This is a genomic window from Mycobacterium sp. OAE908, from assembly GCF_017872775.1.
Classification (GTDB): domain Bacteria; phylum Actinomycetota; class Actinomycetes; order Mycobacteriales; family Mycobacteriaceae; genus Mycobacterium.
This window is the reverse complement of sequence record NZ_JAGGJL010000001.1, coordinates 2,389,144-2,414,225: the sequence shown is the minus strand read 5'-3', so window position 1 is coordinate 2,414,225 and position 25,082 is coordinate 2,389,144. Positions and strand designations below refer to the sequence as shown.

At 66.7% G+C, this 25,082-nt stretch carries 18 protein-coding genes and 1 tRNA gene; 10 read left to right on the top strand and 9 right to left on the bottom strand.

The features are described 5' to 3' along the window. Positions 1–176 precede the first annotated feature (176 nt). From J3E61_RS11785 to J3E61_RS11755, 7 genes are all read left to right on the top strand, one after another. The gene (locus J3E61_RS11785; protein WP_210083665.1) at positions 177–1,964 is read left to right on the top strand and encodes an Hsp70 family protein; all 1,788 of its coding nucleotides are present in this window, start codon (positions 177–179) and stop codon (positions 1,962–1,964) included. Positions 1,965–1,967: 3 nt separating this feature from the next. Next, the gene (gene iniR / locus J3E61_RS11780; protein WP_210083664.1) at positions 1,968–4,499 is read left to right on the top strand and encodes an isoniazid response ATPase/transcriptional regulator IniR; all 2,532 of its coding nucleotides are present in this window, start codon (positions 1,968–1,970) and stop codon (positions 4,497–4,499) included. Positions 4,500–4,606: 107 nt separating this feature from the next. Then, entirely contained in the window at positions 4,607–6,418 is a 1,812-nt protein-coding gene (locus tag J3E61_RS11775) for an Hsp70 family protein (RefSeq protein ID WP_210083663.1), read from the top strand. 125 nt (positions 6,419–6,543) lie between these two features. After that, on the top strand, positions 6,544–9,501 hold the full coding sequence (locus tag J3E61_RS11770; RefSeq protein ID WP_210083662.1) for a 4Fe-4S dicluster domain-containing protein: 2,958 nt from the start codon (positions 6,544–6,546) through the stop codon (positions 9,499–9,501). Positions 9,502–9,539: 38 nt separating this feature from the next. Continuing rightward, on the top strand, positions 9,540–10,814 hold the full coding sequence (locus J3E61_RS11765; RefSeq protein WP_210083661.1) for a pyridoxal phosphate-dependent aminotransferase: 1,275 nt from the start codon (positions 9,540–9,542) through the stop codon (positions 10,812–10,814). Between the two features lie 212 nt (positions 10,815–11,026). Further along, complete coding sequence (locus tag J3E61_RS11760; protein ID WP_210085519.1) at positions 11,027–12,214, top strand: YibE/F family protein; 1,188 nt, start codon at positions 11,027–11,029, stop codon at positions 12,212–12,214. Between the two features lie 123 nt (positions 12,215–12,337). Next, on the top strand, positions 12,338–13,987 hold the full coding sequence (locus tag J3E61_RS11755) for a beta-propeller fold lactonase family protein (RefSeq protein WP_192725716.1): 1,650 nt from the start codon (positions 12,338–12,340) through the stop codon (positions 13,985–13,987). Here J3E61_RS11755 and rfbA read toward each other — a convergent pair. From rfbA to J3E61_RS11735, 4 genes are read right to left on the bottom strand one after another with little or no spacing between them, the layout of a single operon-like run. Then, positions 13,984–14,847, bottom strand: coding sequence for a glucose-1-phosphate thymidylyltransferase RfbA (rfbA, locus tag J3E61_RS11750; RefSeq protein WP_192725717.1), 864 nt, complete (start codon positions 14,845–14,847; stop codon positions 13,984–13,986). The genes J3E61_RS11755 and rfbA overlap by 4 nt on opposite strands. After that, the gene (locus J3E61_RS11745; RefSeq protein ID WP_192725718.1) at positions 14,847–15,194 is read right to left on the bottom strand and encodes a nuclear transport factor 2 family protein; all 348 of its coding nucleotides are present in this window, start codon (positions 15,192–15,194) and stop codon (positions 14,847–14,849) included. The genes rfbA and J3E61_RS11745 overlap by 1 nt, the downstream gene beginning before the upstream one ends. Before the next feature lie 19 nt (positions 15,195–15,213). Further along, a complete protein-coding gene (locus J3E61_RS11740; protein ID WP_210083660.1) occupies positions 15,214–15,966 on the bottom strand; it encodes a maleylpyruvate isomerase family mycothiol-dependent enzyme in 753 nt (250 codons plus the stop codon). Positions 15,967–15,968: 2 nt separating this feature from the next. Continuing rightward, on the bottom strand, positions 15,969–17,288 hold the full coding sequence (locus tag J3E61_RS11735) for a cytochrome P450 (protein WP_210083659.1): 1,320 nt from the start codon (positions 17,286–17,288) through the stop codon (positions 15,969–15,971). A gap of 67 nt (positions 17,289–17,355) precedes the next feature. Here J3E61_RS11735 and J3E61_RS11730 point away from each other — a divergent pair, with 67 nt between their 5' ends. Then, the gene (locus J3E61_RS11730; protein ID WP_192725721.1) at positions 17,356–17,973 is read left to right on the top strand and encodes a TetR family transcriptional regulator; all 618 of its coding nucleotides are present in this window, start codon (positions 17,356–17,358) and stop codon (positions 17,971–17,973) included. On the opposite strand, the gene J3E61_RS11725 is transcribed toward J3E61_RS11730, so the two are convergent. The 4 genes from J3E61_RS11725 to J3E61_RS11710 all read right to left on the bottom strand — a co-directional run bounded on the left by J3E61_RS11725 (position 17,951) and on the right by J3E61_RS11710 (position 23,147). Next, entirely contained in the window at positions 17,951–19,300 is a 1,350-nt protein-coding gene (locus J3E61_RS11725) for a UDP-glucose/GDP-mannose dehydrogenase family protein (RefSeq protein WP_210083658.1), read from the bottom strand. The two genes, J3E61_RS11730 and J3E61_RS11725, sit on opposite strands and share 23 nt — an antisense overlap. Positions 19,301–19,373: 73 nt before the next feature. Then, a complete protein-coding gene (locus J3E61_RS11720; RefSeq protein ID WP_192725723.1) occupies positions 19,374–20,954 on the bottom strand; it encodes a hypothetical protein in 1,581 nt (526 codons plus the stop codon). 215 nt (positions 20,955–21,169) lie between these two features. Next, positions 21,170–22,483, bottom strand: coding sequence for an ammonium transporter (locus tag J3E61_RS11715; protein ID WP_210083657.1), 1,314 nt, complete (start codon positions 22,481–22,483; stop codon positions 21,170–21,172). Between the two features lie 91 nt (positions 22,484–22,574). After that, complete coding sequence (locus J3E61_RS11710; RefSeq protein ID WP_192725725.1) at positions 22,575–23,147, bottom strand: dCTP deaminase; 573 nt, start codon at positions 23,145–23,147, stop codon at positions 22,575–22,577. A gap of 58 nt (positions 23,148–23,205) precedes the next feature. On the opposite strand from J3E61_RS11710, the gene J3E61_RS11705 reads away from it, so the two are divergent. Beyond that, positions 23,206–23,279 (top strand) — tRNA-Gly (locus J3E61_RS11705). Positions 23,280–23,443: 164 nt separating this feature from the next. Here the strand turns inward: J3E61_RS11705 and J3E61_RS11700 are convergent. Next, the gene (locus J3E61_RS11700; RefSeq protein ID WP_192725732.1) at positions 23,444–24,004 is read right to left on the bottom strand and encodes a TetR family transcriptional regulator; all 561 of its coding nucleotides are present in this window, start codon (positions 24,002–24,004) and stop codon (positions 23,444–23,446) included. 103 nt (positions 24,005–24,107) lie between these two features. On the opposite strand from J3E61_RS11700, the gene J3E61_RS11695 reads away from it, so the two are divergent. After that, a complete protein-coding gene (locus tag J3E61_RS11695; protein WP_192725733.1) occupies positions 24,108–25,028 on the top strand; it encodes an alpha/beta fold hydrolase in 921 nt (306 codons plus the stop codon). Positions 25,029–25,082 lie beyond the last annotated feature (54 nt).

The window sequence follows — 25,082 nt, the reverse complement described above, 5'->3', positions numbered from 1 at the left end:
GATATATGCGGCGTAGCCCAAAGGCTTGACTCGATGCTATCGACGGGGCCGCCCCCTTAGATCGGTGCGAAACCCAGCTCTGCCGCACGGGCATTAGGGGACTGACCGTTAGGGGTTCTCCCACCATTAGGGGGATTTGGCGGCTATCGTGTGGAACTGCCAAACACGAGGAGACCATGAACGACTCACTTGGGTTGTCCATTGGGATGACCAACTTGGTGGCAGCCCGAATCGGGCGCGCTCCGGTCATGCGCCGTTCCGTGCTCACCTTGTTCAACGACCGAGCACCCGAAGTCGGCGTGCCTTACGAATACGCGGCGAATCCGAACGACATATCCCCCGGTCTGGTGCTGACCGGTTTCGTCGAGCGGGTCGGCGATCCGGTTCCGCTGGTCGCTGCCGACGGCTCGCCGCACCTGGGTGAACGCGTGCTCGTGGAGGCTCTCGACGCGATGGCTCGCACGGTCGGTGGCGGCACACCCGTCGCGATCGCCGTGCCTGCGCACTGGGGTCCCGCGACCGTAGGCGCGCTGCGCGGCGCGCTGCGCGCCAAGCCGAGCCTCGCCCCCGATGGTGTGCCCGCTGCGCTCATCCCCGACTCGGCTGCGGCATTCGCCGCGTTGCAGGCCGCACCCGGATTACCGGCGAGCGGCGTCGTCGCGCTGGTGGACCTCGGCGGCAGCGGAACCAGTGTCACGCTGGCCGACGCGGGCACGAACTTCGGCCAGATCGGCCAGACCGTCCGCTACCCCGACTTCTCCGGCGACCAGATCGACCAGGTTCTGCTCAACCACGTCATGGCCGGCATCGCCGACGCCAACAATGCCGACCCGACCGGGACGCTGGGGCTCGGATCGTTGGCCCGGCTTCGCGAGGAGTCCCGGTTGGCCAAGGAGCGGCTTTCGGCCGAGACCGCGGCCGTGGTTCGCGCCGAGCTGCCGGGCTTCAACTCCGACGTGCGCGTCACCCGCAACGAACTCGAGAGCTTGATCGCCGCGCCGCTGGCCGGCCTGCTCGACACCATCGAAGAAACGTTGCAGCGCAACAACATTCCGCTGGCCAACGTGTCGGCAGTGGCGACCGTCGGTGGCGGAGCCAACATCCCGCGGGTCACTCAGCAGCTGTCCGAGCGCCTGCGCGCCCCCGTCATCACCACACCGCAGTCACAACTGAACGTCGCGGCGGGCGCCGCGTTGGTGGCCGACCGCGGGCTTGAGCCCGATGCGCCAACCGGCATGGCGCCGACGGGATTGGCTCCCGCAGCGGATGCGCCGACGGGCATGGCCGCAGCGGGCTGGGCCGCGGGTGCGGCAGGCCTGGCCGCCTCCGAATCGGCGTCCGACGGCGCCGCGTCTGCCACGTTCCGGGCGCTGGCGTGGTCGCAGGACGACGCACCAGGCGGGGAGCCGGTGCCGTATTCCGGTGAGGACTACACCTTCGATCAGGGCGGCACCGAAGCGCGCCCGCAGATGGCGTTCGCTCACGAGGAAGAGGGTTACGAGCCGGAGGCGGCCCCGCTGCCCTGGTACAAGCGTCCGCCCATTCTGTTCGGGGCCGCGGCCGCGGCCGTCCTGCTCGCCATTGGCGGGCTCGCGATCACCCTGACCAGCAGCAGCGAGAACAGCGGCCCGGTGACGCAGACGGCCACGCATGTCGAGACCGGCCCGTCGCCGACCGGACCCGCCACCGAGGGCGCCCCGGTGACGGTGACGGTGACCGGCCCCAACGGGGAGCCGAGCACGACGGTGGTGCCGTCGCCGACGACGACGAGCGAAACCACCACGTCGTCCACCACCACAACGACCACCACCACGACAACCACCACCACGACGACAACGACGACGACCACGACGCCGCCGACCACCACGACGACGAAGCCGACAACCACCCAACCGACGACCACGCAGCCGGTGACCACCACCACCGCCGCCGCGTTGTCACCGGCGACGTCCGTTACACCGTGACCCATGGCCACCCCGGCACCCGATCCGCTGTCCGACATCCCGCCGGCCGCGCGCGACGCGGTGGCCCAGGTCCTCGCCGCGCCGACCGACCCGGTCAAGATCCTGGTCTCCGGAGGTATCGGCACCGGTAAGAGTTCGGTTCTCGCCGCGATCCGGTCGGCGCTGCGCGCGGCCGACGTGCCGGTGCTGACCCGCCCACCCAAGAAGGGTGACGCGGCGGCGGTCGTCATCGACGATGCGCATCTGCTCGACGATGCGGAGCTCGCCCGACTCGGTGAGCTGGTCGCCGATCCCGCAACAATCGTCGTGGCGGCCGCGGAACCGCTCGCACACCACCCGGCGCTGCGTTCGCTCACCACCGCGATCGAGCGCGAGAACCCGATCGTCTCGCTCGGCGCGTTCAGTCCGGCCGAAGTGCACCGCCTGGTCACCGAAACACTAAGCACCCCACCGACTTCCGAGATCATCCGGTCACTGATGGTGGCAACGGCGGGCCTGCCGTTTCTGCTCGCGCCCGCAATCGCCGCTGCGGGCTCACCCGACGGCGAAACACCCGCTACAGCGATCATGCAGGCAGCCAAGTTCGCGTTGATCGAGCGGCTGCGCCGCCTTGACGAACCGGTGCTCGACACGCTGCTGGTGTCGTCGCTGAGCCCCGAACTCGGACCCGACGACGTCGCGGCGGCGTTGAAGGTCGGCGCAGACGGTGCGCAGGCCTTGGTCGACCGCGCCCGGGCAAGCGGCCTGATCGAGCCATCTCACAGCCACACCTTCCTGCGCTCGGTGCACCGTTGCATTGCCGGCATCATCGGCACCGCGCGCCACCACGACACTGAGATCTCCCTACTTGTTTCTCAGCTCGAATCATCCACGCTCTCAACGGATCTCGCGCTGCGGCTGGCTGAACACGGGCTGCGCGACGACCGACTGGCCACCGCGCTGGCCGACCTGGCCTCGCGTGCCCACGGCCAACCGACGCGCGCGGCGCGGCTGTACCGGGCGGCCGCCGAAGCGGGAGCGACCGCGCTGTCCACTCGACTGGCCGATGCGCTCGCACTGACCGGTGACTGCACCACCGCGGGCCGGTTGGCCGACGAACTGCTCGGCTCCGAGGACGCGGCCGAGCGCGCTGCCGCGGTCCGGATCGCCGCCAGCGTCGCCGTGCACGACGGCGGCGCCGCGCAGGCGGCCGACCTATTCCGTTGGCTGGGGCCCTATCCCGATGCATTCGTCAGCGCGGCAGGCGCGATCGTATTGGTCGGCGCCGGCGACGCAGACGCGGCGCGGTCCACCCTGACCGCCGAGAGCGCCGGACCCCCGACGTCGACCGCCCGCGCCGCGCGCAGTCTGGCCGAGGGCCTGCTGTTGTCACTTGATCAACCCTTCCCGATTGCCGTTGCGCGCCTTGGTCAATCGATCATCGCCGAACAACAGTCCGCTGGCGTCGCACCCGACACCCCGGCCGCACTCGTGACCCTGGCTGCCCTGCACGGCGGTGATCCGGTGCGCGCCCGCAGCGTGATCGGGCGTGCGGTGCGATCCGGTGGCCAGCTGGACACGACAGATGAATCCTTCAATTCGCACCGGCACCGGCTGTTATTCGGCTGGGTGCACATGCAGGACGGGCAGCTATCGGCGGCCGCCGCCGACGTCGCTGCGACGGCCGCGACCACCCTGCACCGCCGCGACGCGCTGTGGGCCGCCGCGCTGCAGACGGCGATCGCCAGGCGCAGCGGCGACAGCGGTGCGGTCCAAAAGCATTGGTACGCAGCGATGGAAGTGCTCGCCGAATACTCGGTCGATCTCTTTTCGCTCTTGCCGCTCGGCGAGCTGTGGGTGGCCGCGGCCAGGATGCGTCAAGTCGACCGTTTGCAACACACACTGACCGAGGCGTTCTCGTTGCTCGAGTCGCTCGGCGATCCGCCACTGTGGTCGGTGCCGTTGCACTGGGCCGGTGTGCACGCAGGCATCCTGGCCAACTCGCCGGCCGCGGTGGCGCCGCACGGTCAGGCGTTGACCGCCGCGGCAGCCGACAGCGCGTTGGCCAAGGCGCTGGCGACCGCGGGCCGGACGTGGCTGCGGGTGCTGGCCAATCACGTCGATATCGACGAGGTGACCGTGGCGGCGCGTGGCCTTTCTCAGTTCGGCCTGACCTGGGATGCCACCCGACTGGCGAGTCAGGCCGCCCTGCAGACGCCCGACGGCCGCGTCTCCGGCGCGATGCTGCAGTTGGCCCGTGACCTCAAGCAGACGGCCGCGGTCGATGAGGCTCCCGGCCTCGAGCCGGTGACCGCGACTGCCGACGCTGCCCGCTCCGGCCCGTCGAGGCCGACCTCGTCGCGACTGTCGGACCGCGAGCGCGAAGTCGCCGAACTGCTGCTGCTCGGCATGCCGTACAAGGACATCGGCAGCCAGCTGTTCATCTCCGCCAAGACCGTCGAGCACCACGTCGCGCGGATCCGCCGCAGGCTCGGCGCCGACTCGCGATCGGAGATGCTGTCGATGCTGCGCGCCATGCTGGCCCCTCAGGGCTGAGCCCCCAACGCCGCCGATTCCCCTAATCGAAATCCCCTATCGGGGTCATTTCGGCACGGGCGTGGCACCGGATTTGCTGTGGCAGCGATCACCCTACCGTCGTTCCCATGTTCAATTCCCCAGGCAACCAAGGCCGTTCGATCGGCCTGTCGGTCGGCGCGACGAACCTCGCCGGCACCCGCGACGGGCAGACGGCAGTCATCCGTCCCGCCGAGATGGTGCTGCGCGGCCAGCGCCTGACCGGGTTCGTCGACCGCGTCGGGGATCCGGTGCCGCTGATCGCGCCCGATGGTGCGACGTATCGGTCCGAAGAACTGCTCGCAGACGCTCTCGGCGCGATGGCGCACGCGGTGACCGACGGTATGCCGATGGCGGACGCAACCGTGACTGTGCCGGCGCACTGGCGGCCGTCGGTGGTCGACACGCTGCGCAGGAACCTGCGCGGCAAGCTGCCTGTGGTCTCCGATGCGACCGCGGCCCTGACGGCGCTGCGGGCCAAGCCTGGGTTGCCCACACACGGCGTGATCGTGCTGTGCGATTTCGGCGGCAGTGGCACCAGCATCACCCTCGCCAACGCCGCGAGGGATTTCTCGACGTTCGGTGAGACCGTCCGCTTCGCCGACTTCTCGGGCGACCAGATCGATCAGGCGCTGCTGAGCCACGTCGTGACCGGACTGGCCGACGTCGATCCGTCGGGCACCGCGATGGTCGGCTCATTGGTGCGGCTTCGCGACGAATGCCGTCGCGCCAAGGAACGGCTGTCGGCGGAGACGGCGGCCGCCGTCGTCGCGGATCTGCCAGGGCATCGAGCCGACATCCGCGTCACGCGCACCGAGCTCGAGGACCTGATGCGGGCCCCGCTGTCGGAATTCCTTGCGACACTTGATGAAACGCTCGAGCGCTACGGCGTCCCGAAGGCGAGTGTTGCGGCGGTCGCCACCATCGGCGGCGGTGCCCGCATCCCGTTGGTCACCCAACGGCTGTCCGAGCACCTGCGCGCGCCCGTCGTGACGACGCCACACCCGCAGCTGACGGCCGCAGAGGGCGCGGCGCTGATCGCACAACGTGCCCGCGTCGTCGACACCGCCACGGTGATGACGCCAACCGCTCCTGCCGCTGCCGCATCGGCCGTGGCCCTGGCGGCCAGCGAGCAAGCACTGGCCTGGTCCCAGGACGACCAGATCGAGGACGTGCTGCCCTACAGCGACGTCACCGACTCCCGGCCCGAGGTGGTTTTCCGCCCTCAACAGTGGCAGGAAGATCCCGCACCGCCGCGGCGCAGCCCCCTGGTGCTGTTCGGCCTGTCGGCGGTTGCCGCGACGATCGCGGCCGCGGTGTTCGGCTTCACGCTTCTGCAGGACACCACCACGACTCCGGTGGAGGCGGCGACCACGTCGACGTCGACCACCTCTCCAACGCCTGCGGCGCCGGCCACTCTCCCAGCAACCCCGGCGCCGCAGGCCCCCCAAATCACCACAGTCGTGGTGCAGCAGCCCGCGCCCCGCTATCAAGCACCGCGGCAGGCACCCGTCACACACCAGCCGTACGTGCCGCCGGCAACGCCTCCGACGACCACGTCCGAGACGCCGCCGACCACTGACCCCACTCCGCCGACGCCACCCACACCGACCCCGCCGACGTCATCGTCGCCGAAGCCACCGCCGATCGATCCCGGACCCGGCGGCGGAACGGGAACCGGTGGCACCGGAACCGGCGGCACCGGGACGGGCACAGGTACCGGTGGAACCGGCACTGGCACCGGAACGGGAACCGGCGGAACTGGAACCGGGACCGGCACAAGCGGAACCGGGACGGGCACCGGAACCACCAGCGGCACAAGCGGAACGGGCTCGGGCACCGGCAGTACCGGCAGTACCGGCACCGGCGCTGGAGGGACGTCGACGACCCCGCAGACCTAGTTAGGGCAGCCTTCGTAGCGGTGTTTCCCCGCCGGATGCAACTATGAGCAGGCATCTAGCGAAAGTTACTGGCCAGTAACCAGCGATAAGTTACTCATGGGTAACTTAGAATCGGGAGGCACGCGGTGGAATCGCAGACGCTGATCAGGCTCATTGTCGGGCTACTGCTGACGGCTGTCGTGGCGGCGTTCGCCCTCAAGCGCGTGCTCTGGCTGGCCAGCCTGGTGCGTGCGGGCCAACCGGTCGGCGAGCAGAACAGCCGCACCGACCACATGGGTGAGCGCATCGGCACTCAGCTCAAAGAGGTGCTCGCGCAAACCCGCATGCTGCGGTGGTCGATCCCCGGTCTCGCCCACTTCTTCACCATGTGGGGCTTCTTCATCCTCATCACGGTGTACATCGAGGCCTACGGCGTGTTGTTCGACCCCAAGTTCCATATCCCCGTGGTCGGCCGCTGGGCGGTGCTGGGCTTCCTGCAAGACTTCATCGCGCTGGCTGTGCTCGCAGGCATCATCACCTTCGCGATCATCCGGTTACGCACCGAGCCGAAGGAGCACGGCCGGTCGTCGAGGTTCTACGGCTCCCACACCGGCGGCGCGTGGCTCATCCTGTTCATGATCTTCCTGGTCATCTTCAGCTATGCGTTCTTCCGCGGTGCCGCGGTGAACACGGGCAACTTCCCCTACGGCTGGGGAGCGTTCTTCAGCCACGGCATGGGGCAGCTGCTCGCGCCTCTGGGGCACACGGCCAACGAGTGGATCGAAACGATCGCGTTGCTGGCGCACATCGCAGTGGCGCTGATCTTCCTGCTGATCGTGCTGCACTCCAAGCACCTGCACATCTTCCTGGCACCGATCAACATCACGTTCAAGCGGCTGCCCAACGGTCTCGGCCCGCTGCTTCCGGTCGAGCACAAGGGCAAGCCGGTCGACTTCGAGGATCCCGCGGAAGATGCCGTGCTGGGTCGCGGCAAGATCGAAGACTTCACCTGGAAGGGCTACCTCGACTTCACCACCTGTACGGAGTGCGGCCGCTGCCAGTCGCAATGCCCAGCCTGGAATACCGGCAAGCCGCTGTCTCCCAAGCTCGTGATCATGAACCTGCGCGACCACATGTTCGCCAAGGCGCCGTACATCCTCGGCGACAAGGAGACGCCGCTGGAGAACACGCCCGAAGGCGGACTCGGCGAGGAACTCGGCGGCGAAAAGCACGACGAGGTGCACCACGTGCCCGAGTCGGGCTTCGAGCGCATCCTTGGCTCCGGTCCCGACCAGGCCACACGCCCCCTGGTTGGCACACTCGAACAGGGCGGCGTCATCGACCCCGATGTGTTGTGGTCGTGCACGACGTGCGGTGCGTGCGTGGAGCAGTGCCCGGTGGACATCGAGCACATCGACCACATCGTCGACATGCGCCGTTACCAGGTGATGATGGAGTCGGAGTTCCCGTCCGAGCTCGGTGTGCTGTTCAAAAACCTTGAGACCAAAGGCAATCCGTGGGGTCAGAACGCCAAGGATCGCACCAACTGGATCGACGAGGTCGACTTCGACGTGCCGGTGTACGGCAAGGACGTCGAATCCTTCGAGGGCTATGAGTACCTGTTCTGGGTAGGCTGCGCAGGCGCCTACGAGGACCGCGCGAAGAAGACCACGAAGGCCGTCGCCGAACTGCTCGCGATCGCCGGGGTGAAGTACCTGGTGCTCGGCGAGGGCGAAACCTGCAACGGCGACTCCGCCCGCCGCTCCGGCAACGAGTTCCTGTTCCAGCAGCTGGCAGCGCAGAACGTCGAGACGCTCAACGAGATGTTCGAAGGCGTCGAGCGGGTGGACCGCAAGGTCGTCGTCACCTGCCCGCACTGCTTCAACACACTGGGCCGCGAGTACCCGCAGGTCGGCGGCAACTACACCGTGCTGCACCACACCCAGCTGCTGAACCGGCTGATCCGGGACAAGAAGTTGGTGCCCGTCAGCAGCCCCGACGGTGGGAAGGACATCACCTACCACGACCCGTGCTACTTGGGCCGGCACAACAAGGTCTACGAGGCGCCGCGTGAGCTGATCGGGGCCTCGGGCGCCAAGCTCACCGAGATGCCCCGGCATGCCGACCGCGGCCTGTGCTGCGGTGCCGGCGGCGCGCGGATGTGGATGGAAGAGCACATCGGCAAGCGCGTCAACCACGAGCGCGTCGAAGAGGCGCTCGACACGGGCGCTTCGGCGATCGCGACCGGCTGCCCGTTCTGCCGCGTGATGATCACCGACGGTGTCGACGACGTCGCAGCAGCCAACGACGTGCCGAAGGCCGAGGTGCTCGACGTGGCTCAGCTGCTGTTGGGCTCGCTCGACACAAGCAGCGTCAAGCTGCCCGAAAAGGGCACGGCCGCAAAGGAAGCCGAGGAGCGGGCGGCCCGCGAGCCTGAAGCACCGAAGGTGGAAGCCTCGACCACGGTGGCAGAACCGGAAGCCAAGCCGGAGCCTGCGGCGCAGACCGCAACCGAAACCGAGACCAAGCCCGTCACCGGCCTCGGCATTGCCGGCGGTGCCAAGCGACCGGGCGCCAAGAAGGCCGCAGCGCCCGCCGCCGAAGCAGCCCCGACCGAGGCTCCCGCAGCACCTGCCAAGGGCCTCGGCATCGCCGCAGGAGCCAAGCGTCCCGGTGCGAAGAAAGCCGCTCCGGCCGCCGCGGAGGCACCTGCTGCTGCAGAGGCGCCCGCCAAGCCCGAACCAGAGGTCAAGGGCCTCGGCATCGCCGCAGGAGCCAAGCGTCCGGGCGCCAAGAAGGCCGCGCCTGCCGCGGCTGAACCCGCGTCGACCGCGGCAGAACCCGCGTCCACGGCAACCGAGCCCGCATCGACCGCCGCCGAACCGGAGGTCAAAGGGCTCGGCATCGCGCCCGGCGCGCGTCGACCTGGCGCCAAGAAGACCGCGGCGGCACCGAAACCCGCTGCGCCGCAACCAGAACCGGCCACCGACGGCGAATCCCCCGCTGCGCCTGAGCCTTCCGCAGAGGACAACGGCGAGAAGCCACAGCCGCCGGTGAAGGGACTTGGCATCGCCAAGGGCGCCCGCCCGCCCGGCAAGCGATAACCAGCGCTTTTACAAATTAATTGGACTGCGGTGCGATCATGGGAGACGTGACTACCCACCACGTGCCGTGGCAGGCGACCGGGCATCACCCGCGGCAGCGCACGTTCACGCAGTCGTCGAAGCTGCAGGACGTCCTGTATGAGATCCGCGGTCCGGTGCATGACCACGCGGCTCGACTGGAGGCCGAGGGTCACCGCATCCTGAAGTTGAACATCGGCAACCCGGCGCCGTTCGGCTTCGAGGCGCCCGACGTGATCATGCGCGACATCATTCAGGCGCTGCCCTACGCGCAGGGCTACTCGGATTCCAAGGGCATCATGCCGGCCCGTCGCGCGGTGTTCACCCGCTACGAACTCGTGGACGGCTTCCCGAAGTTCGACGTCGACGATGTCTATCTCGGCAACGGCGCCTCCGAGCTCATCCAGATGACGCTGCAGGCGCTGCTGGACAATGGCGACCAGGTGTTGATCCCCGCGCCGGACTATCCGCTGTGGACGGCCTGCACGTCGCTGGCCGGCGGCACCCCGGTGCACTACATGTGCGACGAGACACAGGGCTGGATGCCTGACGTCGCCGACCTGGAGTCGAAGATCACCGACCGCACCAAGGCGATCGTCGTGATCAACCCGAACAACCCGACCGGCGCGGTGTACACCCGCGAAACCCTCACGCAGATAGCCGATCTGGCGCGCAAGCATCAGCTGCTGCTGCTGTCCGACGAGATCTACGACAAAATCCTCTACGACGACGCCAAGCACATCGCGACGGCGTCGGTCGCGCCAGATGTGCTGACGCTGACCTTCAACGGGTTGTCGAAGGCCTACCGGGTGGCGGGCTACCGTTCCGGCTGGTTGGTCATCACCGGACCCAAGGAACACGCGAGCAGTTTCATCGAGGGCATCAGCCTGCTGGCCAACATGCGGCTGTGTCCGAATGTGCCTGCGCAGCATGCGATTCAGGTCGCGCTGGGCGGCCATCAAAGCATCGAGGATCTGGTGTTGCCCGGCGGGCGACTGCGTGAGCAGCGCGACGTGGCGTGGACCAAGCTCAACGAGATTCCGGGCGTCTCATGTGTGAAGCCCGAGGGCGCGCTCTACACATTCCCGCGGCTCGATCCCGAGGTGTACGACATCGCCGACGACGAGCAACTGGTCCTCGACCTGCTGCTGCAGGAGAAGATCCTGGTCACCCAGGGCACCGGCTTCAACTGGCCGACACCGGATCACCTGCGCATCGTGACGCTGCCGTGGTCTCGCGACCTCGCCAACGCAATCGAGCGGCTCGGCAACTTCCTGTCCTCTTATCGTCAGTGAAGCGGCGGGCAGTTCTAGCCGACGATGACGCGCACGCCCGCAACGCGCAACTCTCCTGGATCAACCGGACAGCCAACAGCCAGTTGGGCGGCCAGCTGCCCATCGTCCGCATAGACCTCGACCGCCGGTAGCCACACAACCTTCACATCTACCCTGTCCGGGTGGCGCATTCGCATTCGCACTCACTGAGCGGCCCAGCACCGTTGGGCCCGATGGCAGCCAAGGTCGTCGTCGGCGCCCTGATCGCCATCGGCGTCGCAGTGCTGGCAGGCGCGGTGTGGCTTTGGCCCAGCCACCAGAAGGTCGACATCCCACTGCCGTTCCAGAATGCCGCGGGCGGAGCGGTCACCACCGAGGCTGGGCACGTGCTGTCGAGCAAGACCGCACCGTGCGGCAGCCCGTCGAACGGTGCCGTGCTGACAGCCGAACCGGAGCAGGCCCCGCCGGGCGGTGGCCAGTGTGTACAGACGCTGATCAGCATCGACTCAGGCCCCAACAAGGACGCCAACACGATGCTCGAATTCAGCGGCGGACCGGGCCAGCCCCATCTCGCCGTCGGCGACCACATCCGGATCAGCCGTCAGGTCGACGCGGCCGGCACGACGAGTTACGCGTTCTACGACTTCGAGCGGACCTGGCCGCTGATCGCGTTCGCGGCCGTGTTCGCCGTTGTGATCGTCGCGGTGGCCCGCTGGCGCGGGTTGCGTGCGCTGATCGGCATCGTGGTGGCTTTCGTCGTGCTGGTCGTGTTCCTGCTGCCCGCATTGCGTGACGGCGCCTCGGCAATCCCGGTCGCGCTGGTCGCATCGGCGGCGATCCTGTACGCGGTGATCTACTTGGCGCATGGGGTGAGCCTGCGCACCAGCGCCGCACTGCTGGGCACCTTGGCAGCGCTGCTGCTCGCCGCACTGTTATCTTGGGGCGCAATCGAATTGGCCCATCTGACCGGCCTTTCGGAGGATCAGAACAACGAAGTCGCCGCATATCTCGGCAACGTTTCGATCACCGGACTGCTGCTCGCCGGGTTCATCATCGGCTCCCTCGGCGTCCTGAACGACGTCACTGTCACGCAGGCCTCGACGGTATTCGAGTTGGCCGAGACCGGCGCGAGCCGTAAGGCGATTTTCGTCGGCGCCATGCGGGTGGGCCGCGACCACATCGCAAGCACCGTGTACACGTTGGTGTTGGCATATGCCGGTAGCGCCCTACCGCTGCTGCTGTTGTTCAGCGTGGCGAACCGTTCGCTAGGAGACGTACTGACCAGTGAGAGCGTGGCCATCGAGATCGCGCGGTCGGCGGTCGGCGGTATCGCGCTCGCGCTGTCGGTGCCGTTGACTACGGCGATCGCGGCGGTGCTAGCAACGCCGCTGCTCAGCTCGCGTTCGCCGAATCGACAGTAGCGTCACCCTAATCCGAGAATCCGCAGCTTCACCAGCAACCCCACCTTTGTTTGCGGAATCGAACACCGCCACGGCCGAGTCGTGCGACGCTGGTTGCGTCACACCTGGGGAGAGGTGATCACGATGGGGTACGCGCGAAACATCGGTCGGGTCGGGGCACTTGCCGTGGCACTGGGGGTCGGATTCGGTATCGCAGGTCCGCCGGGCGTGGCCTTCGCCGACACCGGTTCGGAGACGACATCGTCGACATCGTCGACGTCCGATTCGACAACAGCAAAGACGCCGTCCAATCCGTTGTCGGACGCCGTGTCGGCCATCGTGCACAATGTGCTGTCAGGCATCGAGCACGCCACGGACTTCGCGAAAAGTGGTGTGAAATCCTCGAATTCGACGTCGAAGGATGATCCGCGCACCGGAATCGTGCAGAGTTCCGGCGGAGCACTCACCTCCTTCGGTAACGCCGGCGCCGACGATCCACCGAAGTCCGATTCGCATCCCTCTCTGAAGGCCGCGCTCGATGCGCCCGAGTCGTCGGTGAGCAGTTCGGACGTGGTGCGTGGCGGTCCGGCCACCGAACCGCAGGCCGATGCTGCGCCTCCGTCCATCACGCCGACCGCGCTCGCCTCGCCGCTGATCGCCAAGACACCCGAGCCGCCGAAGCCGACGACGGCGGTCACCGGGATTGTCTCGAGCGTGCTCTCCTGGGCCGGCCTGAGTCCCGACGCGAACAAGACACCGACGTCGCCGATGGACTCGCCGGGATTCTTGGCGGTCTTCGCGTGGGCGCGCCGCCAGTTCGGACAGGCGATGTCCGAGGGCGCGGCCCGTGTGATGGCGCCGGTCGAGACCAGCATGATGATTGCCGCGCTCACCGCGACGCCGACGTACACGCCAGAGGCGACCATCCCGATAGGTAAGGGTCCCACCGGGCTGGGAACGAGCCCCGACGGCACCAAGGTCTATGTCGCCGACCGGTTCACGGAGTCGGTGTACGTGATCGACACCAGCACCAACGACGTCGTCGCGACAATCCCGATGGGGGCCGGGCCCAATGCCGTCACTGTCAGCCCCGACGGCACGCGCGCCTACGTCGGCCTGCACGGGACCAATCAAGTTGCGACCATCGACACCGCCACCAATCAGGTGATCAAAACCGTCAAGGTGGGGCCGGGCGTGACGGAAGTCGCCGTGACCCCCGATGGATCGCGCGTCTACGCCAGCAACTCCAGCGGGAGCACCGTTTCGGTGATCGACACCGCGACCAACACCGAGATCACCCGCGTCAAGGTCGGTAGTGCGCCGTTCGGAATAGCCGCGAGCCCTGACGGAAGCAAGATCTATGTCGCCAACCGATCTTCCGGCACGGTTTCGGTGATCGACACCGCCACCAACACCGTCGTCAAAACGGTAAAGGTCGGCAGTTCGCCGCGCGCGCTCGCGATCACACCGGACGGGGCACATATCTATGTGACCAACTACGGTCCTGACACCGTGTCGGTGATCGACACCAGCACCAACACCGTCGTCAAGACGGTCGCAGTGGGCAAGGACCCCATCGGCGGGGCTCTGAGCCCGGACGGGGCCTACTTCTACACGGCCAACAGCAACGACACCGTCACGGTGATCGACACCGCCACGAACACCAAAGTCACGTCATTCTCGATAGATCCGAAGCCGGAGACCAACGTCCATCACATCGCGGTAGCGCCGGACGGCACGATCTACGTGACGGACTACTATGACAAAGCGGTCCGCGTCATCTCGGTGACCTAGCGTTCCAGAAGCTCCAAAAGGTAAGCGCCGTAACCTGATTTGAGCAGGGTGCGCGCCCTGGCGGCCAGCTGCTCGTCGTCGATGAATCCGACGCGCCACGCCACCTCCTCGGGCACGCTGATCTTCAGACCCTGTCTGCGTTCGATGGTGCGGACGTAGTCACCGGCGTCGAGTAGCGAATCGAATGTTCCGGTGTCCAACCACGCGGTGCCGCGAGCCAGCACCTCGACCGACAGCCGGCCCTGGTTGAGGTAGATCTGGTTGACCTCGGTGATCTCGTATTCGCCTCTCTCCGAGGGCTTCAGCGACCGCGCGATCTCGACGACGTCGTTGTCGTAGAAGTACAGCCCGGGCACCGCGTAATTCGACTTCGGGGTGGCGGGTTTTTCCTCGATGGACAGCGCGGTGCCGTCGGCGGCGAACTCGACGACGCCGTACGCCGACGGGTTGGCCACCCAATACGCGAAAATGGCTCCGCCGCTGACCTTTTGGAACCGGCTCAGGCTGGTTCCCAATCCGGGCCCGTAGAAGATGTTGTCGCCCAACACCAAGGCCACCGAATCACCGCCGATGTGCTCGGCCCCGATCACGAACGCCTGGGCAAGGCCGTTGGGTTGCGGCTGCTCGGCGTAGGTGATGTTGACGCCGAAATCCGAACCGTCGCCTAGTAATCGGTGAAACGCCGCGGCATCTTCGGGAGTGGTGATGATCAGGATGTCGCGGATGCGCGCCATCATCAACGTCGACAGCGGGTAGTAGATCATCGGCTTGTCGAACACCGGCATCAGCTGTTTGGACGCGCCCCTGGTGATCGGATACAGCCGCGTACCCGAACCGCCGGCAAGGATGATGCCGCGCATCAGCCTGCGAGGTCCTTCTCCGTGAGCTCGGTCGCGGCCAGCGCGGCGGCAAGGTCTGGATGCCGGAACACCGACGTGACGTGGTCGTGCACCACGCGGAAGGCCACCCCAGCGCCGTCCTGCTCCTCGGCGACCACCACCCCGTCGCGGACATACAACCGGCCCGGGTCGGCGGCTGTGACGGTCAGCGAATTCGCCCACTCCAGCAAGGCGTCCTGGCCCTGGCCCGCGCCGTTCGCGTCGCCGAATTCGATGTCGTCGCTGGACACCTGCGTCAAGGTTTCGAAGTCCTGCTCGTTGAGCGCGTCATGCCAGGCGAGGACGGTTGCGATCTCCGAAGTCGTCATGGTCGAGAAGTTACGCCTCTCAGAACGGTGTGTGGTCCAGCCAGCTGTTCCAGACCGCAATGTCGCCGAATACCTCGACGCCGAGTTCGGCCGCGGTGCGCCGACGCACGATGGCCAGCAGCAGATCCTTCGCCGGGCCGCGCAAGGCGACGTCGCCCTTGCCGTGGTCGTGGGACCATGCCACGCCGTCCACCTTGTCGCTGGTGATCGTCCATTCACCGGAGGGACCGAGGTCGTCGTCGGTGGCGTGCAGGTGCAACGTGCGGCCCTCCTCCAACGGCAGCGGATACGATCGGGACTGCACGCTGACGCGCTCGATCCACTCGCTGATCCCATCGGCGGCCAACTCCGGCGACAGCTCGAAGTCCAACCCCAGCGCGAACGCCGCGTCGGCGCGGTGCACCGTGGCCTCATGCAGCCTGCGGCGGATCCACCAGCCACACGGGCGCGCACCGATGAACGTCCAGACCCGCGTCTCGGGGCCCACTCGGTCGACAGCGTCGACGACGAGCCGGGCGCCGTTGTTCAACCAGTCGATCGCGGCGTCGGGCTCATCAGGCGGTCTGCCGTCGCGGACATCACGCGGGTCCAGCTCGTCGGTCCTGCGGTCGGCGATGATCTGTGCAGCCCAACGGTTTCCGCGACCGACATGGCGGAAAAGCTGCTTCAGCGCCCATCCAGGACACGTCGGTACTGGCGTCGACGGGTCTGCACTGCGGATCAGTTCCCCGAAGTCCCGGGTCTGGTCGAGCAGTGCCGCTCGGAAATCCACGGCTACGAACTTACCGCCGCGCGCGCCCTTCCAAGCCTGATCGGCAGTGACGACCATCCGCGCAGCACCCGGGTGTCGCGGCGACTGCCGTCACCGGCAAGCCGAGCGTCCGGGAAGCGCTCGAAGAACGTGCGCAGCCCGACCTCGCCCTCCTGACGGGCAAGTGCCGCACCGAGACAGAAGTGCCTGCCACCCGAAAACGACAGGTGCTTGCCCGCATTCGCACGCTCGATGTCGAAGCGGTGCGGATCGGTGAAGACCTTCGGATCGCGGTTGGCGCCTGCCACGTAAATCAACACGCCCTCGCCCGTACGCACCAGCGTCCCGGCGATCTCGGTGTCAACGGCGGCCACCCTGGCAGTCATCTGGACCGGCGATTCCAGCCGCAAGACCTCCTCGACCGCGGTCGGCCACAACTCCGGTCGCGCCTTGAGCGTCTCGAGATCTTCGGGCGCATCCAGCAACATGCGAATTCCGTTGCCCAGCAGGTTGACTGTCGTCTCGAAACCGGCGGCCAGTACCAGACCCGCAGTGGCCAGCAGTTCCTCATTGCTCAGTCGAGCATCTTCTGCACTGTTGTTGGAAGCCTGGATCAGTTGGCTCATCAGGTCGTCGCCAGGGTTGCGCCGCAACTGCTCCAGGTGGTCGGCCAGCCAATTGTTGAAGCCTTCGATGCCGCGGTACACCTGCTGGTACTGCTTCCAGGTCAGCCCCATGTCGAGGCTGGGCGCTCCCAACTCGCCGAATTCCAGGATGCGGGGCCGCGCGTCGTCGGGCACACCGAGGATGTCGCCGATCACCGTGACCGGAAGCTGCGAGCAATAGCGCTCCACGATATCAACGGTTCCAGCCCCCTCCAGCTCGTCGAGCAGTCGGTCGGCAGTCTGTTGGACGCGATCACGAAGCGCCGCAACGGCTCTGGTGGTGAACACCGACGAGACCAGCTTGCGGTAGCGGGTGTGGTCAGGCGGCTCGACCGAAAGCATCGACGGCGGCTCGATCGGATGCAGCAGGCCAGGGTCGGTCCGTCGGACGACCCATTGCAGCGGCTTCGGCAGCCCGGAGCCGAAGCCGAAGACGTGGAAATCGTCGGAGCGCAGCAAGTCGTTGGCGATCTTGTGGTCGACAGTGATGTGCATGAGCCGGCACTTGACGATCGGGCCCATCGCGCGCAGTTCTTCGATGAAGGGAACCGGGTTGCTCCGCACCTGCGGGTCGGTGATGAGCCGGCCCTGCGGGTCGCCCCGACGGGCGAGTAGGCGTGAAACTCCGCGTGCGGTGCCATGCATTGCCAGCCATCGAATGCGTTGCTTCGCGGTCATCAGACGCTCCGTCCAACCGAATCTGCGTTCGGTTACCTGGCCGGAGTTTACCGAATTACAATTCGGTATGGCAAGGACGCGGATTCCGGCAGCAGAACGACGGACCCGCATCCTCGACGCGGCAGTCGAGACGTTCGCCGAGTCCGGCTACGAGGCGAAAATGCAGGACATCGCGGCGCGCGCGGGTGTCGTGCCGTCCGTGCTCTACGACCATTTCGGCTCCAAGCGCGAACTCCACATCGCCCTGTTGGAGTTGCATGCCGAGCAGATCAGGAACCGCTCACTGCGGCGCGTCGAGGGCGCGTCGGCCGAGGAGTTGGTCCGCGCGAGCATCGAAAGCTATTTCGAACTCGTCGAGGAGGATCCGTTCATCTGGCGATTCCTGCACCGCGATCCGCCCGCCGATCCGGAGATCGCCGCGGTCTGTCAGGAGATCGCCGATCGTGGCACCGCTGCCATCGCCGATCTCATCCGGTTCGGGGCGGCCGATACCCAGTCGGTCAAGGGCATCACCGTCGACGATGCGGCATGGATCCTCGCCCGGGCCACGCAGTCGGCGTGCAGCGGCGTCGCCACCTGGTGGTACGAGAACCGCGATGTGCCACGCGAGCGCGTCGTCGAACTCGTCTTCATGCTGTTGTGGGACGGCTTCGGTGGAATGCTCAAGCAGGCGTCTGCTGGTTGACCCGGACCGCACTCCGGCCCAGGCAGTACATCCGCCAGCCTGCGCCGGTCCACCGGTCGGCGTCGAGGCAATTGCGGCCGTCGACAACGACTTTCGCGCGCACGGTGCCGGCAAGATCGTCGGGATCCAGCTCGACGAACTCACGCCATTCGGTGAGCACCAGCACGGCGTCGGCGCGCTCACAGGCCTCGGTCACCGACGTCGAATAGTTCAATGTCGGGAACAGTCGCTGTGAATTCTCCATCGCCTTCGGGTCATAGACGTTGACGGTGGCGCCGTTGAGTTGCAGCATGCCTGCGACGTTGAGCGCTGGTGAGTCGCGGACATCGTCGGACTCCGGCTTGAACGCGGCGCCGAGCACGGCGATGTTCGCACCCAACAGTGAACCGCCGCAGGCCTTTGTGGCCACTTCCACCATGTGGGTACGACGACGCATGTTGATGCTGTCCACTTCCCGTAGGAACGTCAGCGCCTGATTGGCCCCCAGTTCGCCGGCGCGAGCCATGAACGCGCGGATGTCCTTTGGCAGGCAACCACCGCCGAATCCGAGGCCGGCGTTGAGGAATCGGCGTCCGATCCGCGGGTCGTACCCAAGTGCGTCGGCCAGCAGCGTGACGTCGGCGTCGGCGGCCTCGCACACCTCGGAGATCGCGTTGATGAACGAGATCTTGGTGGCGAGAAAGGCGTTGGCCGACACCTTGACCAGTTCGGCGGTCTGCAGGTCGGTGACCAGGAACGGCACGGCCTCGTCCAGCAAAGGGGCGTAGAGTTCGCGGATCGCTGCCTCTGCTCGCGTCGAATCCCGTTGCACTCCAAGCACAATGCGATCGGGATGCAAGGTGTCGTGAACTGCGAAGCCCTCGCGCAGAAACTCCGGATTCCACGCGATCTCGACGTCGATACCTTCGGGCGCGATCCGGCGCGCACGGTCGGAGAGTTCGGCGGCCGTACCGACGGGAACCGTCGACTTGCCGACGATCACGGCGTGCCTACGCAACCGCGGCACCAACGAGTCGATCACCGCGTGCACATGGCGTAGATCGGCGCCGTATTCGCCCTTCTTCTGCGGGGTCCCGACGCCGAGGAAATGCACATCGGCGAAATCGGCCGCTTCGTCGTAGTCGGTGGTGAACCGCAGCCGGCCCGCGGCGATGTTGTCGCTCAACACCTTCCGCAAGCCGGGTTCGTAGAAGGGAATGTCGCCGGATGCGAGTTTGGCTACCTTGCCCTCATCGATGTCGACGCCGATGACGTCGTGTCCGAGCTCGGCCATTCCGGCGGCATGTGTCGCGCCGAGATAGCCCGTACCGAAGACGGTGCATCTCATACTGCCTCTATAGGCAGCCGCTATGAGCTAATTGCTACGGGACACCAAGCGCCAAGCCAACAGAAGGTTACGGCTAGCCGCGCTCGGAGCAGAAGATCAGGAAGCAGCTGGTGCCCCCGCGTCCGCCATGTCCGCCCGAGCCCGGGTAGTCCCCTGAGCCGCCCGAGCCGCCGGAGCCCGGATAGCCGCCCCCTCCGGAGCCCGAACCCGGGTAGTCCCCGGAACCACCGGAGCCCGGGTACCCACCACCGGAGCCGGGCGACTGCGGGTAGTCCGGCGGATCCTGCTGCGGCGGCTCCTGCGGGTGCTGCCACGGCGGCGTCCACGGCCTGGGCCGCGGGTAGTAACCCGGAGGCGGCAGGTACGGGTTGTAGACCGGCGGGTTGTACACCGGAGCCGGGATGTACGGAATGGGTGCAGGCGCGACCGGCGGCGGGGCCGGGGGCGCCTCGGGTGCAGGCGGCGGTGCCGCTGCGGGGGGAGGTGCCTGCGGGGCGGGCGCCTGCTCGACGAACACCTGACGCGGCGCCTGCTTCGGCGCGGGAGCCTCCTGCACGGCGACGGGCACCGGCGGCTTGATGGTCTCGGCCGGCGGCGGGGGCAGTGGCGCGACGGGCTGCTGCGCCTCCTGCACCGGAGCAGGCGCGGGCGCCACCGTGCTCGGCACTATCGCGTTCGGGCCGGGGTTGGGTCGCTGGTCGACCGTCGGGCGGATGCTCACCGCCAGCGAAATGACCAGTGCCACAACGCCAACCACGAAAATCGAAGTCAGCGCGCTGCCGACGAGCAGGAACGGCTTGCGGCCCTCGTCGGTCGGGATCGGCTCCATATCGGTCTGCGCCGAGTACTCGTCGACCAGCCCGACGCCCACCGGAGCCAGCTGTGTTTCGGCCGCGGCCAGGCCCACGTAGGCGTTGCCGGCTGTGGTGCCGTCGGGGTCCTGCGAATAGGCCAGGCCGACGGTGGTTGCCTCGAAAGCCGGTGCGTTCGCAGAAGCCAGCGCCGCGCCGCGGGCCAGCGCCAGCTCGGGCTCGTCGGGCGCGCTGACCGGCATGCTGACGAGAGTCTCGAGGTGTGCCTTCACCGCGCTGACGTCGACGCCGGAGCCGACGACGAACATGCCCTGCGGTGGCGAGTCCTGCGCGGCGACGGCCGCGGCCATGTCGGCGAGGACGGCCATCGCGTCACCGCTGTGCAGCGAGCGGCTCAACACCTTCACGACAGAGCCGTCATCGGTCTGCACCACCGACAAGGTGGCGCTGTCGCGGTCGATGAACAGCAGGGCGGTGGTCGCATATCCGATCACCCGGCCGGCGGCCTGCGCGAGGGCGCCTGCGGCGTGACCGTCGGAGACCAGCATCACGTCGTTGATGCCGCGCGCGGCCAGCATGTCTCGCAACGTGGAGGCCTCGGCGTGGTCGCTCCACGTGACGCCGATCGACTTGAGATGATGTCCGCCCGCATCGGCGCTTTCCTTGGTGCCGAGGATTGCGTCGACGACCTGTTCTGCCGCGCTCGAAGACGTTGCTGAGCCATCGGCGGCGGTGACGTCGAAGGCATCGTGATCGACGATCGGCCCGTCGGCCTTATCGCCTTCGACCAGCACCATGCGGACCGTCGTAGGTGTCATCGACACACCTAACACGATGTCCACTGACCCTCCAAAGTGTTTGCTGCGCTATCAAGATTTCCAGTAAGGTCGTGCCTCACACGAGTCGACGACCCGATGTTTCATCGTCGCGAGCAGCCTGGCCGTTACATTCGGCGGCGTTAGCTGAAAGCGGTCGCCGGCGCCGGTATCAAAACCCTACTCGGCTCAACGACAACCCGCCCTCGACGGTTCAAATTCCCTTACCGCCGTTAAGGGAATCAGCCTTCTTCGGCGGTCTCCGGGCGTGGCGCCGGTAGGTTCAGGTCGCCGAACACCGTCGGACGCCGCGACGGCTGATGCCCGTGCACCGCCTCCGCGTAGGCGGTCTCGGCGTGCTGGGTGAAGTCGACGCCGGTGGTCTCGTCCTCCGGACTGATGCGGAAGCCCATGACGCGGTCGATGATCTTGCCGAGTACGTAGGACACGACGAACGCATACGAGCCGACGACCACCGCGCCCAGCGCCTGCTTGCCGAGCTGAATAACGCCGCCGCCATAGAAGAGGCCTTGCGCGCCGCCGGTCATCACCGCGGTGGCCAGGAATCCGATCAGCAGCACCCCGACGACGCCGCCGACGAAGTGCACGCCGACGACGTCGAGTGAGTCGTCGTAGCCGAAGCGGAACTTCACGCCGACGGCGAACGAGCAGACGACGCCCGCCGCCAGCCCGACCACCGTCGCGCCCAAGGTGTTCACGGTTCCACAGGACGGTGTGATCGCGACCAGGCCGGCGATCACACCCGAGGCCGCACCGAACGTCGTCGGCTTGCCGTCGCGGATCTGTTCGACCGTGATCCAGCCCAGCATGCCCAGACACCCCGCCACCAAGGTGTTGAGGAAGACCGCTGATGCCATTCCGTTGGCCGCCAGCGCCGACCCGGCGTTGAACCCGAACCAGCCGAACCACAGCAGGCCGCAGCCAAGAAGCACGAAGGGCAGGTTGTGCGGACGCATGGCCTCCTTCTTGAAGCCGATGCGCGGGCCCAGCACCAGAGCCAGCGCGAGGGCTGACATGCCGGAGACGATCTCGACGACCATGCCGCCCGCGTAGTCCAGCGCGCCGAGGCGCATCAGCCAGCCGCCGGGAGCCCACACCCAGTGCGCGACGACCGCATATACCGCGATGGTCCACAGCGGGACGAACACCATCCACGCGGCGAACTTGGCGCGGTCGGCTATCGCACCGCTGACCAACGCGGCGGTGACGATCGCGAAGCCCAATTGGAATGTGGCGAACAACAATTCGGGCACGGGGCCGCGGGCGGTGTCCGGATTGATGCCGAGCATGCCGATGTGTTTGAGGCTGCCGACCACGCCGCCCGCGGTGTCGTCGGAGAACGCGAGCGTGTAGCCGACGAGCAGCCAGGCGACGGTCACCAGCGGGATCGAGATGAAGCTCATCATGATCATGTTGAGCACGCCGGTGGTGCGGACCATGCCGCCGTAGAAGATGGCGAGGCCTGGGGTCATCAGCAGGACGAGCGCGGTGCTCGCGAGCAGCCATGCGGTGGCGGCAGGATCGATCGCGTCCAATTCGGGCTCCCTCCAGATCGGAGAAGAGCATATGTTTCGTGTTTCGCCGGAGTTACCGAAACCTCACGGATCCTGCACCCGCGGCGGACCGTCAGGTGGACTTGATGAAGTTCTGATACGACCGCGACGGGGTCGGCCCGCGCTGGCCCTGGTACTTCGAGCCGGCCTTGGCGCTGCCGTAGGGGTGTTCGGCGGGGCTGGTCAGCCGCAGCAGGCACAGCTGGCCGATTTTCATGCCCGGCCACAGCGTGATCGGCAAATTGGCGACATTGGACAGTTCGAGGGTGATGTGGCCGGAGAAGCCGGGGTCGATGAAGCCCGCCGTGGAGTGGGTCAGCAGGCCGAGCCGGCCGAGCGACGACTTGCCCTCGAGTCGCCCCGCCAGATCCACGGGCAGGCTGCAGCGTTCAAGCGTCGACCCGAGCACGAACTCGCCAGGGTGAAGCACGAACGGCTCCCCCTCCTTGGGTTCGACCAGAGACGTGAGGTCGTCTTGCCGAGTGGAGGGATCGATGTGGGTGTACCGGGTGTTGTTGAAGACCCGAAACAAGTTGTCCAACCGAACGTCGACGCTCGAGGGCTGGACAAGGCTTTCCTCGAAAGGGTCGATGCCCAGTCGTCCTGCGGCGATTTCGGCCCGGATGTCGCGATCGGAGAGAAGCACGAGGCGAGCGTAGCCGCTCGAATGTTAGCCTTCGTGGTCTAACCGGCTAGTCCGGAATGCCGATGTAGTTCAATGGCAGAACATCAGCTTCCCAAGCTGAATACGCGGGTTCGATTCCCGTCATCGGCTCCACGTTGATCAGGTCAGATGCCGTTCGATCCGCAAGCCCGAGGCGGTCGCATGTCCGCAATAGGTCCGCAGTTTCATCAGGGCTAGGGGCGAGAACAGCATGAGATTGTTAGCTGAGGGGCGTGGGCTTCACCGCAAGGGCACCAGACCGCACGTCAACTTCCCGCTCAGGACGAGCGCGGCTGGCTCATAGTCCAGCGTGAAGCCAGGGCGTCGCAGATGGCGCGTTGCTCGATTTCATTCTGGTCATGCATGAGGAGCCCTTCGATGGTGAAAATGCCGATCATCACTTCGGCCTCCACAGTCGCAGGTGAGACTCCTGCGGTCTCTAATTCGTAACGGGCCAGGGCGCCGGTGATCAGATGGAAGTTGTGATGCCACTCGGCGATGGCGGCCGAATGTTCGACGCGGGCGTGCACCGTCGTCACGAGGCGGCTCAACTGGTGTAACTGGCGAACCACCCACAGCAGTCGGGCGGCGATCGGTTCGGTCGCAACTTGTTGGTACTGCGGCCAAACATCGGCCATGACGCTCTCGAGCACAGCGATCAGGACGTCGTCCTTATCCCCGAAGTACCAGTAGATGGTATTGGGCGCCACCCCGGATTCCTTGGCCAGGCGGCTCATCGAGGTGGGGTCGTAGCCAGCATCGATGAACAGCCGTCGTGCCGCTGCGACGATTTCTGCACGCTTCTCATCGGCTGCCTGCGGGCGCTTGTTCCGCGCCATCCCGTCCTCCCGACTGCCGTCTAGGTCACACTCTCTTGAATGCCGTTCAAGACACTGCTAGGTTCTTGAACAGCATTCAAGATACCGAATGGAGGCCAGGGCGATGAACCAGCCATTCAGTTACGTCCGACACGACGTGACCTTCACGTCCGACGGCACACCCTGCGCGGCGTGGCTCTACCGGCCCGAGAGCGTTGAGAATCCGCCGATCGTGGTGATGGCTCACGGGTTCGCCGCGTTCCGCGAGCTGCGCCTGGACGCCTACGCCGAACGGTTCGCCAAGGCCGGTTACGCCGTGCTGGTGTTCGACTACCGGTTCTGGGGTGCATCCGGCGGGCAGCCCCGCCGGATCTTGGACATCAAGGCCCAACAAGCGGACTGGCGGGCTGCGATCGCCTACGCCCGCAGCCTGGACGGTGTCGACAACACCCGCGTCGTCGCCTGGGGTTCCTCCTTCGGCGGCGGGCACGTCCTGGTTCTGTCCAGCCACGACCACGACCTCGCTGCGGCAATCGTGCAGGTGCCGCACGTTACCGGCCCAGCGTCGGCGTTCGCCCAATCCCCGAAGCTGGTATCGCGGTTGATTCTCGCGGGTGTGCGCGACCAAGTGGGTGACTGGTTGGGACGTCCGCCCTACCGGACCGCAGCTATTGGCTATCCGGGTGACGTCGCGATGATGACCTCCCCCGGGGCCGCCGAGCTCGTCGAACGGATGGCGGGGGACAAGCGCGAAGAACTGCTCGCCGAGAACGACGTCGCTGCGCGTATTGCCCTACGGGTGCCGCTGTACTCCCCGGGCCGTCACGCCGCCAAGATCACCGCACCCACATTGGTGCAGCTGGCCATCAAGGACGATGTCACCCCGTATGCGAAGGCTCGAAGAATCGTGTCTCGCATCCCCAACGGGGAGGTGAAGTCCTATGACTGCTCCCACTTTGAGCCGTACCTGGAACCTCACTTTGAGGGAATCATCACTGACCAGATCGACTTCTTGAACCGCCACGTCCCGCTGGTGCGACCGTAACGCCAGGCGGCCTCTCCACCCGGCAGACACCCGACCCCGCAGCGCACCACCGCG

Bases quoted from the DNA above. Each gene is read 5' to 3' on its own strand.
- J3E61_RS11760 (WP_210085519.1), top strand. From the start codon at position 11,027: ATGGCAGCCAAGGTCGTCGTCGGCGCCCTGATCGCCATCGGCGTCGCA.
- J3E61_RS11755 (WP_192725716.1), top strand. From the start codon at position 12,338: ATGGGGTACGCGCGAAACATCGGTCGGGTCGGGGCACTTGCCGTGGCA.
- J3E61_RS11735 (WP_210083659.1), bottom strand. From the start codon at position 17,288: ATGACCGCGAAGCAACGCATTCGATGGCTGGCAATGCATGGCACCGCA.
- J3E61_RS11725 (WP_210083658.1), bottom strand. From the start codon at position 19,300: ATGAGATGCACCGTCTTCGGTACGGGCTATCTCGGCGCGACACATGCC.
- J3E61_RS11775 (WP_210083663.1), top strand. From the start codon at position 4,607: ATGTTCAATTCCCCAGGCAACCAAGGCCGTTCGATCGGCCTGTCGGTC.
- J3E61_RS11765 (WP_210083661.1), top strand. From the start codon at position 9,540: ATGGGAGACGTGACTACCCACCACGTGCCGTGGCAGGCGACCGGGCAT.
- J3E61_RS11745 (WP_192725718.1), bottom strand. From the start codon at position 15,194: ATGACGACTTCGGAGATCGCAACCGTCCTCGCCTGGCATGACGCGCTC.
- rfbA (WP_192725717.1), bottom strand. From the start codon at position 14,847: ATGCGCGGCATCATCCTTGCCGGCGGTTCGGGTACGCGGCTGTATCCG.
- J3E61_RS11730 (WP_192725721.1), top strand. From the start codon at position 17,356: ATGGCAAGGACGCGGATTCCGGCAGCAGAACGACGGACCCGCATCCTC.
- J3E61_RS11785 (WP_210083665.1), top strand. From the start codon at position 177: ATGAACGACTCACTTGGGTTGTCCATTGGGATGACCAACTTGGTGGCA.
- J3E61_RS11695 (WP_192725733.1), top strand. From the start codon at position 24,108: ATGAACCAGCCATTCAGTTACGTCCGACACGACGTGACCTTCACGTCC.
- iniR (WP_210083664.1), top strand. From the start codon at position 1,968: ATGGCCACCCCGGCACCCGATCCGCTGTCCGACATCCCGCCGGCCGCG.
- J3E61_RS11700 (WP_192725732.1), bottom strand. From the start codon at position 24,004: ATGGCGCGGAACAAGCGCCCGCAGGCAGCCGATGAGAAGCGTGCAGAA.